Here is a 14,521-nt window from a genome sequence, read left to right as displayed (position 1 = left end):
GAATTTCTTTGACGGAATGCAGGGCCGTTTCGCGAGCAGGCTCGCGCCCACACTGGAATGCATTTCCCTGTGGGAGCGAGTCTGCTCGCGAATGAGGGCGACGCGGTCAGTCGAGGGTCGAACCGCTGACGACTGGACCGCCCCGCTCCGGGAAGAACAAGCGCTGCAATTCAACGCCCGGGTTTTCCGCGCGCATGAACGCTTCGCCGACCAGGAACGAATACACATCGCTGATTTCCATCAGCTCGACGTCGGCCCGATTGAGGATGCCGCTCTCGGTGATCACCAGGCGATCGCGCGGGATGCGCGGCAGCAGGTCGAGAGTGGTTTCCAGGCTGACATCAAAGGTGTGCAGGTTGCGGTTGTTGACGCCAACCAGCGGCGTGTCGAGGGTCTTCAGCGCGCGTTCCAGTTCGTCACCGTCGTGCACTTCCACCAATACGTCGAGACCGACGCCCTTGGCCACGGCGGCCAGTTCGGCCATTTTCACGTCGTCGAGCGCGGAGACGATCAGGAGCACGCAATCGGCGCCAAGCGCGCGGGCTTCAACGATCTGGTACGGATCGATCATGAAGTCCTTGCGGATCACCGGCAGCTTGCACGCAGCGCGTGCCTGTTGCAGATACGCATCGGCGCCCTGGAAGTAATCGATGTCGGTCAGCACCGACAGGCAAGTCGCCCCGCCCTTTTCGTAGCTCTTGGCGATGTCGGCCGGCACGAAGTCTTCGCGGATCACGCCTTTGCTCGGCGAGGCCTTTTTGATTTCAGCAATCACTGCCGGCTGTTTCTTCTTCGCTTGCGCCAGCAATGCCTGGGCAAAACCACGGGGTGCATCGGCCGCCTTGGCCAGACCTTCCAGCTCGCTCAGGCTGACCCGAGCGCTGCGCTCGGCGACTTCCTCAACCTTGCGCGCCAGAATGTTTTCCAGAACCGTCGGTACACTCATCCTTCATTCTCCACTTTGAATACCGCGGTAAAGGCACCCAGCTCCTCGAGTTTTTCCCGAGCGAGGCCGGTGTGCAGCGCGTCGTGCGCCAGCTCCACACCTTGTTTCAGACTGCTTGCCAGGTCGGCGGCATACAGCGCCGCACCGGCATTGAGCACAATCATCTCGGCCGCTTTCTGGCCGTTTTCGGTTTTGCGCTTGCCGAGGGCATCGCGGATCAGCGCCAGCGATGCTTCCGGGCCCTCGACCGAGAGGCCGTGCAGACTCTGGCTCTTCATGCCGAGGTCTTCCGGTTCGACCCAATACTCAGTGATTTCGTTGTTTTTAAGTTCGGCGACAAAGGTCGGAGCGGCGAGGCTGAATTCATCCAGACCGTCCTTCGAATGCACCACCAGCACGTGTTTGCTGCCCAGTCGCTGCAAGACTTCGGCCAATGGCCGGCACAGCGCCTGAGTAAACACGCCTACCACTTGATGTTTCACACCGGCCGGATTCGTAAGCGGGCCGAGCATGTTGAACAGCGTGCGCAGGCCGAGTTCGCGGCGCGGGCCGGCGGCGTACTTCATCGCTTTGTGGTGAGTCTGGGCAAACATGAAACCGATACCGACGTTGTCGATGCAGCGCGCGACCTGTACCGGGGTGAGGTTCAGGTAAATGCCGGCAGCCTCCAGCAGATCGGCGCTGCCGCTCTTGCCGGAGACTGCGCGGTTGCCATGCTTGGCCACGGTGCAACCGGCCGCTGCAACAACAAAGGAAGACGCGGTCGAGACGTTGAAGATGTTCGCACCGTCACCGCCGGTGCCGACCACATCGACCACGCCGTCGAGGGTTTTCAGCTCGACCTGATCGGCCAGCTCACGCATCACCGACACGGCGCCGACGATCTCGTCGATGCTCTCGCTCTTCATGCGCATGGCCATCATGAACGCGCCGATCTGCGCTTCGGTGCACTGGCCGGTCATGATTTCGCGCATCACATCGCGCATTTCATCGGTACTGAGGTCGAGGTGATCGACGATACGGCTCAGGGCTGTCTTGATATTCATGGGAAGTCCTTAGCGCGTGCCGCCGGTTTGTTTGAGGAAATTGGCAAACAGTTCATGACCCTGCTCGGTGAGGATCGACTCGGGGTGGAACTGTACGCCCTCGATGTTCAGGGTCTTGTGACGCAGGCCCATGATTTCGTCGACCGAGCCGTCGTCGTGTTGGGTCCACGCGGTCAGTTCCAGGCAATCGGGCAGGCTCTCGTGCTTGACGATCAGCGAGTGATAGCGGGTAACGGTGAGCGGATGATTGAGGCCGGCAAACACGCCCTTGTCCTCGTGGAATACCGGGCTAGTCTTACCGTGCATGACTTGGCGGGCACGCACCACATCACCGCCGAAGGCCTGGCCGATGGACTGGTGGCCCAGGCACACGCCGAGGATCGGCAGTTTGCCGGCGAAGTGCTTGATCGCGTCAATGGAAACGCCCGCCTCGGTGGGCGTGCACGGCCCGGGGGAAACCACGATGCGCTCGGGATTCAGCGCTTCGATTTCGGCGATGGTCAGTTCGTCGTTGCGCACCACTTTGACTTCGGCACCCAGCTCGCCGAGGTATTGCACAACGTTGTAGGTAAAGGAGTCGTAGTTGTCGATCATCAGCAACATGGCGTTTCGAACCTCTTGAATTCTGACTTGATGACAGCCTTCAGATGACTTGCCCGCAGGGCGCTGCGCGATGTCGGACGCGCAGAGAGCGCCAGCACAGCGGCATTTCAAACAGACAAGGAAGGCAAAGCGATACAGATCCGGCGGGGGCCGGCAGAGAAGATTCAGGCGCGCCAACGCCAGCGGGCGTGTGCCTTGATGACTTGATCCAGAAGTTTGCTGGTGATCAACACGGGGAAGGTCTCGTTCATACGTTCCGGCACAGTAACTTAGCTGGGCGGAGCGTGCAATATGGCGGGGCCTGCGGGTTATGAAACGGCAGAAGGATTCGCGACCGATGGCAAAACGCCGAACGTTTTTGGTACTGTCGTTTCGTTCACCTACAACAATAAATAAACGGACTTGCTCATGATCAGACAAACGTTGTTTGTACCGCTGGCCGGCTGCTTGCTCGCACTGGCCTGCGCCCAGGCCAATGCAGCACCCAACCCTTATTCAAGCTTCATCGTATTCGGCGACAGCCTCAACGACGCCGGCACCTTCGCCGACACGGGCGGCCCGGCGGGCTCCACCGAGCGCTACACCAACCGCACCGGGCCGGTATATCGGGATGGCAGCGGCGAAGTTTATTCATTGAATTCCACACAGTTGCTTGGCGGTCGCCTGGGCTTTTCCCCCGACCAGACTGCCTCGTCCAGCTCCGCGGTGCGCGCGGCAAACGGCCAGCCCGACGGCAACAACTGGGCGGTCGGCGGCTATCGCACTGACCAGATTCTCGACTCGATCACCACCCAATCGGCCACCGGCGAACGCACCCGCGCCGGTTACCTGCCGTCGAATGGTTTTCGCGCCGACCCGAATGCGCTGTATTACATTTCCGGTGGCGGCAACGACTTCCTTCAGGGCCGCATTCTCAGCCTGCCCCAAGCCAACGCCGCTGCCGATCGGCTGGCCGACAGCGTGCAGACTCTGCAGAGCGCCGGCGCCAAGTACGTGATGGTCTGGCTGCTGCCCGACGTGGGCCTGACACCTGCCATCAATGGCACGCCGCTGCAAGCGTTCAGCAGCACCCTCGCCAACCAGTTCAACAGCCAGTTGGTGACGCGCCTGCAAGGCATCAACGCCGAAGTCATTCCGCTGAACATTCCGGTGCTGCTCTCGGAAGTCTTCGCCGACCCGGGGCGCTTCGGTCTGGCCACTGACCAGAACCTCACCGCGACCTGCTTCAGTGGCAGTGGCTGCCCGGAAAACGCCCGCTACGGGATCAACAGTGCTACGCCGGATCCGACCAAGCTGATCTACAACGATGGCGTGCACCCGACCGAATCCGGGCAGAAACTCATCGCCGATTACGCCTACTCTCTACTGGCAGCGCCGTGGGAACTGAGCCTGTTGCCGGAAATGGCCCACGGCACCGTGCGTGCGCATCAGGATGAATTGCGTAACCAATGGCAGGCGGATTGGGAAAACTGGCAAGCGGTCGGCCAATGGCGCGCTATCGTCTCGGCGGGCGGACAGCATCTGGATGTCGACAGCCAGAGCAGCGGCGCCAGTGCCGATGGCAGCGGTTACAACCTCAACGTCGGCGGCAGCTATCGCCTGAACGAAGCCTGGCGCGTGGGCGTGGCGGCCGGTTTGTACCGGCAGAATCTCGAGGCCGGCCACAACGACTCCGACTACAAACTCAACAGCTACATGGCCACCGCGTTCGCCCAGTTCCAGCAGAATCGCTGGTGGGCCGACGCCGCGCTGACCGGCGGCAAACTCGACTACGACAATCTCAAGCGCAAGTTCGACCTCGGCGCCAGCGAGGGTGCGGAGAAAGGCGATACCGACGGCAGCCTGTGGGCGTTCAGCACGCGCCTCGGTTATGACATTGCCCAACCCGGCAGCCAATGGCACCTGTCGCCATTTGTCAGCGCCGATTACGCCAGTGTCGATGTCGACGGTTACTCGGAAAAGAGCAATCGCGCCACGGCGTTGACCTTCGATGACCAGAGCCGCGATTCGAAACGTCTGGGCCTGGGCATTCAGGGCAAGTACAACTTCACCGCGCAAACGCAGGTGTACGGCGAATACGCGCATGAGCGTGAATACGAAGATGACGTGCAGAAGGTCAACATCGCCCTCAATACCCTGCCGGCCAATGACTTCACCCTTGAAGGCTATACACCGGCGAGCCATCTGAACCGCTTGAGCCTTGGCGTCAGTCACAAGCTGACGGCGGACCTGGCGCTGCGTGGGGGGTATACGTTGCGCAAGGACGATGACTTCAAACAGCAGGGATTGAATGTCGGGGTTGTGCTGGATTTCTGAGTGATGGATGCAAAAAAAAGCGGCGCCCTGACTGGCGCCGCTTTTTTATTGCCGTACACAGATCAGATGTAGGAGTGAGCCTGCTCGCGATAGCGAATCAACATTCAACAAATTTGCTGTCTGACACACCGCTATCGCGAGCAGGCTCACTCCTACAAGGGTTTGGTGTTGGCTCAAATTTCCGGGGTCTGCTCGGCCAGGGCCACGGCGCGGAACATCGCGCGGCGTTTGTTCAGGGTTTCTTCCCATTCCAGCGCCGGCACCGAGTCGGCGACGATGCCGCCACCGGCCTGCACATGCAGCTCGCCGTTCTTGATCACAGCGGTACGGATGGCAATGGCGGTGTCCATGTTGCCGTTCCAGGCAAAGTAACCGACCGCGCCGCCATACACCCCGCGCTTGACCGGCTCGAGTTCGTCGATGATTTCCATCGCGCGAATCTTCGGCGCCCCGGACAAAGTCCCCGCCGGCAGAATCGCCCGCAGTGCGTCCATGGCCGTCAGGCCCGACTTCAACTGGCCGGTGACGTTGGAGACGATGTGCATGACGTTGGAATAACGCTCGATGACCATTTTCTCGGTGAGCTTCACCGAACCGATTTCCGAGACGCGCCCGGTGTCGTTGCGGCCCAGATCAATCAGCATCAAGTGCTCGGCGATCTCCTTGTCATCCGAGAGCAGATCCTGCTCCAGCGCCACATCGGCTTCTTCAGTCGCACCGCGTGGACGCGTGCCGGCAATCGGGCGCACGGTGATCAGGTTGTCTTCAACGCGCACCAGCACTTCCGGCGAACTGCCGACGACATGGAAGTCGCCGAAGTTGAAGAAGTACATATACGGAGTCGGGTTGAAGCAGCGCAGGGCGCGGTACAGATCGATCGGCGCAGCCTTGAAGTCGATCGACATACGCTGCGACGGCACGACCTGCATGCAGTCGCCGGCAAGGATGTATTCCTTGATGGTGTCGACGGCTTTTTCGTAATCGTCCTGAGTGAAGCTCGAACGGAACACCGGATCGGCCGATTGCTGTTTGCTGAAATCCAGGCCACGACGCGGGGTGATCGGCTGACGCAGTTGCTCGAGCAACTCCTGCAAACGCGCCTGGCCTTGCTCGAAGGCATCGGCCTGGGCTGGGTCGGCAAGGACAATCGCGTGCATCTTGCCGGCCAGGTTGTCGAACACCACGACCGCGTCGGACACCATCAGCAGAATGTCCGGCACGCCCAACGGATCCGGGTTCGGACACTTGCCCAGACGCTTCTCGACATAGCGCACGCAGTCGTAACCGAAGTAACCGACCAGGCCACCGTTGAAACGCGGCAGACCGGCGATGGTCGGCACGTTGTAGCGCGCCTTGAAGGCTTCGACGAAGGCCAGCGGATCTTCAACATCGTGGCTTTCAGTCTCGACGCCATCAACGGTGATGCTGATGTGATGGTCGTGCACCCGCAGCACGGTGCGGCACGGCAGACCGATGATCGAGTAACGGCCCCACTTCTCGCCGCCCTGCACCGATTCGAGCAGGTAGGAGTTGGGCTGGTCAGCCAGTTTCAGGTAGATCGACAGCGGCGTGTCGAAGTCGGCCAGGGTTTCGCAGGCCAGCGGGATGCGGTTATAGCCGTCAGTGGCCAGACGCAGGAATTCTTCGCGAATCATAAGGTGCCTCGTGGTGTGAGGTGCAATCAGTCAGTCAGGCAAACGCGCCGGCAGGGCCGGCCAGAATCAGTCAGGCGCGCCAACGCCAGCGGGCCAGGGCCTTGATGACTTTCATCCAGAGTTTGCGGGTGACCACCACGATGGCGTTTCCAGAAGGGGGTTGAACAGCGTCGGGCAACGTTATCCCACCGGCCAGATCCAGGCAACCGGGAATTAGCTTGCGCAAATCGTCGATCACCAGAGCCGGGGATTCCTCGGCAATCGGCCGGCCATGGTTGTAGCCGTAACTGAGCGCCACACATTTGACCCCCGCCGCTTTCGCCGCCTGCACATCGCTGCGCGAGTCGCCGACGAACAACGATTGCGAGGCCGGAATGTTGGCCATTTTCATCACGAAAAACAGCGCCGCCGGGTCAGGTTTCTTCTGCGGCAGGGTATCGCCGCCGATGATCCACTTGAAGTAGCGGCCGATCTTCATCTGATCGAGCAGCGGCGCGACGAACCGCTCGGGCTTGTTGGTGATCAACGCCATGGCCACGCCTTGCTTGTGCAGCCACTTGAGCGTGTCGCGCACACCGGGATAGACCACGGTCAGCTCATGGCTGGCGCCGTACGCCTCCATGAAAATTTCCAATGCGCGCTCGGCTTCGGCGTCATCCACCGCCGAATGATCGATGCCACCCGCCAAGGCCCGACGCACCAGCACCGGCGCGCCATTGCCGACCCATTCGCGCACCGCCTCGATACCCGCCGGCGGACGACCGAGGGAGAGCAGCATGGTGTCCACCGCCGCTGCCAGGTCGGGAACCGAATCGATCAGCGTGCCATCCAGATCGAACATCACCAACCGTGGCAATTGCCCCGGGAACAGCTGCTCAAAACCGCTCATGGGCGCGCCAGTGCCAGTTCGGAACGCATCTTGTCGATGACTTCCTGATAGTTCGGCGCATTGAAAATGGCCGAGCCGGCGACAAAGGTGTCAGCGCCGGCGGCGGCGATTTCGCGGATGTTGTTGACGTTGACGCCGCCGTCGATTTCCAGACGGATATCGCGCCCCGAAGCGTCGATGATCGTCCGCGCTTCACGCAGTTTGTCGAGGGTGCCGGGAATGAACTTCTGCCCGCCGAAGCCCGGGTTGACGCTCATCAGCAGGACCATGTCGACCTTGTCGATCACGTACTTGAGCACGTCCAGCGGGGTCGCCGGGTTGAACACCAGGCCGGATTTGCAACCGCCTTCACGGATCAGTTGCAACGAGCGATCAACGTGCAGCGTGGCTTCCGGGTGGAAGGTGATGTAGGTCGCGCCGGCTTCGATGAAGTCGCCAACGATGCGGTCCACCGGGCTGACCATCAGGTGCGCGTCGATCGGCGCGGTGACGCCGTACTTGCGCAGTGCTGCGCAAACCATCGGGCCGATCGTCAGGTTCGGCACGTAGTGGTTGTCCATGACGTCGAAATGGACGAAGTCGGCGCCGGCGGCGAGAACGTTGTCCACTTCCTCGCCGAGGCGGGCGAAGTCGGCGGAGAGGATCGACGGAGCAATTACGAAGGGCTGCATGACGCACCTGTGCTGAGCTAAATCACGATGGCGCGCATTGTATACCTCAAGTTTCCACGTGCGCACCGGGACCGCGATGATTGGGTTGTGCCATGAGCCCCAAGCGACCGTAACTCAGTAGGCCGCGCGATAGATCTTCTCGATGTCGCCGGCGCTGAGTTGGCGCGGGTTGTTGCGCATCAGTCGCTCAATGCCGGCGGCCTCTACGGCCATGGCCGGGATCGCTTCTTCCGGCACGCCGAAACTGCGCAGCCCGGCAGGGATTTCCACCGCCGCGCACAAATCGCTCATGGCCTGCACGGCTTTGTCCGCTGCTTCGCTGGCACTCAGATGAGCGGTCTTCACACCCATGGCTTCGGCAATATCCTGCATGCGTTCGACACAGGCCATTTTGTTCCAGGTCATCACATAGGGCAGCAACAAGGCGTTGCTGACGCCGTGGGCAATATTGAAACGCCCGCCCAGCGGATACGCCAGCGCATGCACCGCGCCGACTCCGGCATTGCCGAACGCCATGCCGGCCATCAGGCTGGCGGTGGCCATATCTTCGCGCGCTTGCAGGTTGGCGCCATTGGCGTAGGCCTTGGGCAAGGCGCCGGCGATCAACTTGATTGCGCCGATGGCGAGGGAGTCGGTGATCGGCGACGCGTTCACTGACAGATACGACTCGATGGCGTGCACCAGCGCATCGACGCCACTGGCGGCGGTGACACTGCGCGGGCAGGTCAGGGTCATTTGCGGACTGACCAGCGCCACGTCCGGCAACAGATAGTCGCTGACGATGCCTTTCTTCAACTGCGCGACCTTGTCGGAGAGGATCGCCACGTTGGTGACTTCGGAACCGGTGCCGGCGGTGGTCGGGATGGCGATCAGCGGCGGGCCCTTGCGCGGCACCTGATCAACGCCGAACAAGTCTTCCAGCGCGCCGTGATAACCGGCGTAGGCGGCGACGCTCTTGGCGATGTCGATGGCGCTGCCACCGCCGAGGCCGATCAAACCGTCATGCCCGCCCTCACGGTAGGCGCGCATGCAGTCTTCGACGATGGCGATTTCCGGGTCGGGCAGCACCCGGTCGAAAATCTCGTAGTCGCGCCCGCCGAGTTGTGCCAGCGCCAGCTCGACGGTGCCGGATTTGACCAGCGCCGCGTCGGTGACGATCAGCGGGTTGTCGACATCGAGGCGCGTGAGCTCCGCCGCCAGTTGCTCGATGGCTGCGGCGCCGGTGATCAGTTTGTGAGCGATTTTGAACTGGGACAGACTCATGGTGCGCAGCCTCTTATAGATGTGGGAGCTGGGCACAAGATTAGCTGGGGATTTGGGGTTGTCTGCTATTCAGGTGGTGAATGGTTGACCGGTAAAAGATCAAGAGCCCCTCACCCTAACCCTCTCCCGGAGGGAGAGGGGACTGACCGAGTTGTACTCTCGAAGTACATCGACCTGAATTACCGAGTCGAACTCCGGCCGCGAAAGCCACGAAGATCTGCTCCCTTCCCCCTCGCCCCCTTGGGGGAGAGGGCTGGGGTGAGGGGGTAAGCTTTTGATCTTGATTTTAGATCTGAGCGGTGCGCAGTTTCTCGCTACGCCCGCGCAACCATTCCAGGGTCAGCAGCAGGATGACGGAGAAGGCGATCAGCAACGTCGCCGCCGCCGCAATCGTCGGGCTGAGGTTCTCGCGAATCCCGCTGAACATCTGCCGTGGCAACGTCGCCTGCTCGGGACCTGCGAGAAACAGCGTCACCACCACTTCGTCAAACGATGTCGCAAAGGCAAACAGCGCCCCGGAAATCACCCCGGGCGCAATCAGCGGCAAGGTCACCCGGCGGAACGCGGTGAGCGGCGACGCCCCCAGGCTGGCCGCCGCGCGTACCAGATTGTGATTGAAGCCCTGCAACGTCGCCGACACGGTGATGATCACAAACGGCACACCCAATACCGCATGCACGACGATCAGCGAAAAGAAGCTGTTGCCCAGCCCCAGCGGCGCGAAGAACAGATAGCTCGCCACACCGATGATCACCACCGGCACCACCATCGGCGAAATCACCAGCGCCATCACCAGCGATTTGCCGGGGAAGTCGCCCCGGGTCAGGCCGATCGCCGCCAGGGTGCCGAAGATCATCGCCAGCACAGTCGCGGCCGGGGCGACGATGATGCTGTTCTTCAGCGCACGCATCCATTCCGCCGAGGCGAAGAAGTCGTGGTACCACTGCAGCGAGAAACCCTGCAGCGGATAGACCAGGAAACTTCCCGAGTTGAACGACAGCGGTACGATCACCAGCACCGGCAGGATCAGGAACAACAGGATCAGGCCGCAGAGGATCCGCAGGCTGTAGAACCACACCCGTTCGATGGGCGACATGTAAGGACTCAGCATCGCAAATTCCCCTTAGCTCAGGCGCAGGCGACTGGCGCCGACCAGCCAGCTGTAGATCAGATAAAGCACCACGGTCGCCAGCAACAGCAGACCGCCGAGCGCGGTGGCCATGCCCCAGTTGATGCTGGTGTTGGTGTAGAACGCGACGAAGTAGCTGACCATTTGGTCGTTCGGGCTGCCGAGCAGCGCCGGCGTGATGTAGTAGCCGATGGCGAGGATGAACACCAACAGGCAGCCGGCGCCGACACCGGCGTAGGTCTGCGGGAAGTACACGCGCCAGAAACTGGCGAACGGATGACAGCCGAGAGAAATCGCCGCGCGCATGTAGGTTGGCGAGATGCCCTTCATCACGCTGTAGATCGGCAGAATCATGAACGGCAGCAGGATGTGCACCATCGAGATGTACACGCCGGTGCGGTTGAACACCAGTTCCAGCGGTTTATCGATGATGCCCATGGCCAGCAGCGCGCTGTTGATCAGGCCGCCGGATTGCAGCAGCACGATCCACGCCGCGACCCGCACCAGAATCGAGGTCCAGAACGGCAGCAGCACCAGAATCATCAACAGGTTGCTCTGCCGCGAAGGCAGGTTCGCCAGCAAGTAGGCCAGTGGGTACGCGAGCAACAGGCAGATCACGGTGATGACCAGGCCCATCCAGAAGGTACGGGCGAAGATGTCGAGGTAGATCGCCTGATCCGGGGTGGCCGGGGCCAGTTCGCCGAGGTCGTCGATGCGGTGATCGACTGCCGCCAGCAGGTAATACGGAGTGATGCTACTGGTGTTGCGTTTCACCGCTTGCCAGTAAGCCGGGTCGCCCCAACGCTCGTCGAGTGCTTCCAGGGCTTCTTTATAGGAGGCCGGTTCGCTGGCGAACGGCAGCGCCCGGGCGGTTTTGGTCAGCAGGCTGCGATAGCCGGCCAACTCCATGTTCAAGCGCTTGGACAGATCACCCAGCGTCTGGTTTTTGCGTGCTTCGGCGAGGTCTTCGCTGGCCGCCTTGTACACCGGCTCGGCAGGCAGGCCGCGGCCGTCCCAACTGGCGATGGCAGTGACCGTGCGCGGCATGCCGCCAACCACTTCCGGGTTGCCGACGCTTTTATAGAGCAGCGCCACGATCGGCACCAGAAACACCAGCAGCAGGAACAGCACCAGCGGCGCAATCAGCGCCTGGGCCTTCCAGCGGTTGACCCGCTCGGCGCGCTTGAGCTTCTGCTTCAAGGTGGGGCTGGCGCCCTCGTTCAGGGGAACGGCGATGGCCATGACGTACTCCGCAAATCTTTGATCGTTACAGAGGTGGCGAACCGCCGCTGTTGTGTTGAACCACCACGCTGAGGATGGCGGCCCCTGTGGCGAGCGAGCTTGCTCGCGCTGGGCTGCGAAGCGGCCCCAAAATCGGGTTGGCACTGCCAATTTTGTGAGTGCTGGGCACTCAAGCGGGAGCAAGCTCCCTCGCCACAGGAGTTCTCATCCAGTTTTGAGCTGGGTTATTTTGCCGCCCAGGAATTGAAGCGCTGTTCCAGTTGTTCGCCGTTGTCAGCCCAGAAGCTGACGTCGATCTGCACCTGGTTGGCGATGTTTTCCGGGGTGGTCGGCATGTCTTTCAGGACATCCTTGGCCAGCAGCGGCACGGCCTGGGTGTTGGCCGGGCCGTAGGCGATGTTTTCCGAGTAGGTCTTCTGCTGCTGCGGCTGCACCGAGAAAGCGATGAATTTTTTCGCAGCTTCCGCGCGCTTGGCGTCCAGACCTTTAGGAATGGCCCACGCGTCGAAGTCGTAGATGCCGCCGTTCCATACCACTTTCAGGTTGGATTCTTTCTGCACCGCCGCGATGCGACCGTTGTAGGCCGAGCTCATCACCACGTCACCGGATGCGAGGTACTGCGGCGGCTGTGCGCCGGCCTCCCACCACTGAATGCTTGGCTTGAGCTCATCGAGTTTCTTGAAGGCACGATCCTGTCCGCCCTTGCTCGCCAGCTCTTTGTAGACGTCTTTCGGCGCCACACCATCGGCCATCAGCGCAAATTCGAGGGTGTACTTGGCGCCTTTGCGCAGGCCACGCTTGCCGGGAAATTTCTTCGTGTCCCAGAAATCCGCCCAACTGGTCGGTGCAGTTTTCAGCTTGTCAGCGTTGTAAGCCAATACGGTCGACCAAACGAAGAAGCCCACGCCGCAAGGCTGAATCGCGCCTTTGACGTAGTCTTCGCTCTTGCCGAACAGCGCCGGGTCGAGTTGCTCGAACATGTCTTCGTCGCAACCACGGGACAGCTCTGGCGATTCAACTTCGACCAGGTCCCAGGACACGCTCTTGGTGTCAACCATGGCTTTGACCTTGGCCATTTCGCCGTTGTATTCGCCGGCAACGATCTTGCCGTTGCCCGCCGCTTCCCACGGTGCATAGAAGGCTTTGACTTGCGCCGCCTTGTTCGCCCCGCCAAACGACACCACGGTCAAGTCCGGGCCGGCAGCCATCGCGCCGGTCGCACCCATCAGGCCCAGAGTCAGGGCGGTGAACTTCAGGGATCTCAACATTTATTGTTCTCTCCACGTGCAGGGTTGGTGTTGGTATTGCCGGGGCGCTTGGTGCGCCTCTTAATGCACTTCTGAAAGCGGATCGAGCGCGCGTACGTGCTCGACCTGCCAGCCAAGCGGTACCACGTCACCGACGCTGAGTGCAGGATCGAGCTCGGCAATCGGCTGTTTCACGAAGAAGTCGCTCTTGCCGCAGACTTCCAGGCGCACCCGGACGTGGTCGCCCAGATAGATGAATTCCGCCACCCTCCCTGAGAAGCGGTTGACACACTGGTCGCTCGAACCATTGAGGCTGACGCGCTCCGGACGGATCGACAGGGTCACCGGCTCGCCGGTCTGGCCGACGTTGACTGCCAGCGCCTCGACCTTTTCGCCACGGCCCAACTCGACCACACAACGCTCGCCGCTCTGGCTGAGCAGGCGTCCGTTGAGACGGTTGTTCTCGCCGATGAAGTTGGCGACGAAAGTGTTCTTCGGCTCTTCATACAGCGTGCGTGGCGGCGCGATCTGCTGGATCTCGCCTTGATGGAACACGGCAACGCGGTCGGACATGGTCAGCGCTTCGCCCTGATCGTGGGTCACGTAGACCACGGTCACGCCGAGGCGCTGGTGCAGGTGCTTGATCTCCATCTGCATGTGTTCACGCAATTGCTTGTCGAGGGCGCCGAGGGGTTCATCCATCAGCACCAGTTGCGGTTCGAACACCAGCGCGCGGGCCAATGCCACGCGCTGCTGCTGACCACCAGACAACTGCGCCGGATAGCGCGAAGCGAAGGCATCGAGCTGAACCATGCTGAGGACTTTCTTTACCCGCTCGCTGACATCGCTTTTGTTCAGGCCACGCACGGTCAGCGGAAACGCAAGGTTCTCTGCGACGGTCATGTGCGGGAACAGCGCGTAGTTCTGGAACACCATGCCGATGTCACGCTTGTGCGGCGGTACGTTGTTGATCGAACGCCCGGCGAGGAGGATTTCCCCGGCGGTCGGTGTTTCGAAACCGGCGAGCATCATCAGGCTGGTGGTCTTGCCGGAACCGGACGGCCCGAGCAGGGTGAGGAATTCGCCTTTGCGAATGTCCAGGTTGAGGTCTTTGACGATCAGGTTCTCGCCGTCGTAGCTCTTCTGCACACCACGAAAGCTGACCAGCACATCACTGGTCCCTGCGCTTGTATCGACCTGGCTCATACCCACACCCTTGCTGTTGATGACTGCTTGTTCATCAAGCCTAGTGGCTGGCGCCAGCCACGCAAATCGGGGCGCAGGAGAGAATCGCTTAAGCACAATGGAAGGTTCGGGGTAGGGATTGCCCTACAAGGATGGCGCTAATGGATAAAGCAGTGGCGAGCGGTGAGCTGCAAGCCGCAAGCAAGGGCAAAAGCGGCTGTCGCTAATGGATATGCCTGCACGCAGATCCATTGTAGGAGTGAGCCTGCTCGCGATAGCGGTGCATCAGTCACTGAATTGTTTTCAGGAAGCACGCTATCGCGAGCAGG

The 14,521-nt window shown here is 61.2% G+C and carries 12 protein-coding genes; 1 reads left to right on the top strand and 11 read right to left on the bottom strand.

All coding sequences use genetic code 11. From position 1 onward, the window contains the following. Positions 1–106: 106 nt before the first annotated feature. From trpC to DCO47_RS20660, 3 genes are read right to left on the bottom strand one after another with little or no spacing between them, the layout of a single operon-like run. Complete coding sequence (trpC, locus tag DCO47_RS20670; protein WP_064365387.1) at positions 107–946, bottom strand: indole-3-glycerol phosphate synthase TrpC; 840 nt, start codon at positions 944–946, stop codon at positions 107–109. Then, positions 943–1,992, bottom strand: a complete 1,050-nt coding sequence (trpD, locus tag DCO47_RS20665) for an anthranilate phosphoribosyltransferase (RefSeq protein WP_064365388.1) — start codon at positions 1,990–1,992, stop codon at positions 943–945. The genes trpC and trpD overlap by 4 nt, the downstream gene beginning before the upstream one ends. A gap of 9 nt (positions 1,993–2,001) precedes the next feature. Further along, the gene (locus DCO47_RS20660; RefSeq protein WP_042610431.1) at positions 2,002–2,595 is read right to left on the bottom strand and encodes an aminodeoxychorismate/anthranilate synthase component II; all 594 of its coding nucleotides are present in this window, start codon (positions 2,593–2,595) and stop codon (positions 2,002–2,004) included. A 408-nt stretch (positions 2,596–3,003) separates the two neighbouring features. Here DCO47_RS20660 and estP point away from each other — a divergent pair, with 408 nt between their 5' ends. Next, the gene (gene estP / locus DCO47_RS20655) at positions 3,004–4,911 is read left to right on the top strand and encodes an esterase EstP (RefSeq protein WP_116658818.1); all 1,908 of its coding nucleotides are present in this window, start codon (positions 3,004–3,006) and stop codon (positions 4,909–4,911) included. A 173-nt stretch (positions 4,912–5,084) separates the two neighbouring features. Here the strand turns inward: estP and trpE are convergent, their stop codons facing one another. The 8 genes from trpE to DCO47_RS20615 form a co-directional block, all read right to left on the bottom strand. Then, positions 5,085–6,566 (bottom strand): anthranilate synthase component I, encoded by a 1,482-nt coding sequence (gene trpE / locus DCO47_RS20650; RefSeq protein WP_116658817.1) that lies wholly within the window; start codon positions 6,564–6,566, stop codon positions 5,085–5,087. A gap of 70 nt (positions 6,567–6,636) precedes the next feature. Then, positions 6,637–7,455, bottom strand: coding sequence for a phosphoglycolate phosphatase (locus tag DCO47_RS20645; RefSeq protein WP_041476686.1), 819 nt, complete (start codon positions 7,453–7,455; stop codon positions 6,637–6,639). Then, a complete protein-coding gene (gene rpe, locus DCO47_RS20640) occupies positions 7,452–8,126 on the bottom strand; it encodes a ribulose-phosphate 3-epimerase (RefSeq protein WP_064365391.1) in 675 nt (224 codons plus the stop codon). The genes DCO47_RS20645 and rpe overlap by 4 nt, the downstream gene beginning before the upstream one ends. Positions 8,127–8,240: 114 nt before the next feature. After that, complete coding sequence (locus DCO47_RS20635; RefSeq protein ID WP_042610427.1) at positions 8,241–9,389, bottom strand: iron-containing alcohol dehydrogenase; 1,149 nt, start codon at positions 9,387–9,389, stop codon at positions 8,241–8,243. 286 nt (positions 9,390–9,675) lie between these two features. After that, positions 9,676–10,500 (bottom strand): ABC transporter permease, encoded by an 825-nt coding sequence (locus tag DCO47_RS20630; protein WP_042610426.1) that lies wholly within the window; start codon positions 10,498–10,500, stop codon positions 9,676–9,678. A gap of 12 nt (positions 10,501–10,512) precedes the next feature. Continuing rightward, positions 10,513–11,760 carry an ABC transporter permease gene (locus DCO47_RS20625; RefSeq protein ID WP_039757732.1) on the bottom strand — a complete coding sequence of 416 codons (1,248 nt, stop codon included), beginning with the start codon at positions 11,758–11,760 and terminating at the stop codon, positions 10,513–10,515. Positions 11,761–11,984: 224 nt separating this feature from the next. Beyond that, positions 11,985–13,028 (bottom strand): ABC transporter substrate-binding protein, encoded by a 1,044-nt coding sequence (locus tag DCO47_RS20620; RefSeq protein WP_042610425.1) that lies wholly within the window; start codon positions 13,026–13,028, stop codon positions 11,985–11,987. Positions 13,029–13,088: 60 nt separating this feature from the next. Continuing rightward, complete coding sequence (locus DCO47_RS20615) at positions 13,089–14,213, bottom strand: ABC transporter ATP-binding protein (RefSeq protein ID WP_116658816.1); 1,125 nt, start codon at positions 14,211–14,213, stop codon at positions 13,089–13,091. Positions 14,214–14,521 lie beyond the last annotated feature (308 nt).

The sequence above is a fragment of the Pseudomonas sp. NDM genome (assembly GCF_003105095.1).
Classification (GTDB): Bacteria; Pseudomonadota; Gammaproteobacteria; order Pseudomonadales; family Pseudomonadaceae; genus Aquipseudomonas; species Aquipseudomonas moraviensis_A.
The sequence above is the reverse complement of the archived record's forward strand: the minus strand, read 5'-3'. Positions and strand labels throughout refer to the sequence as shown.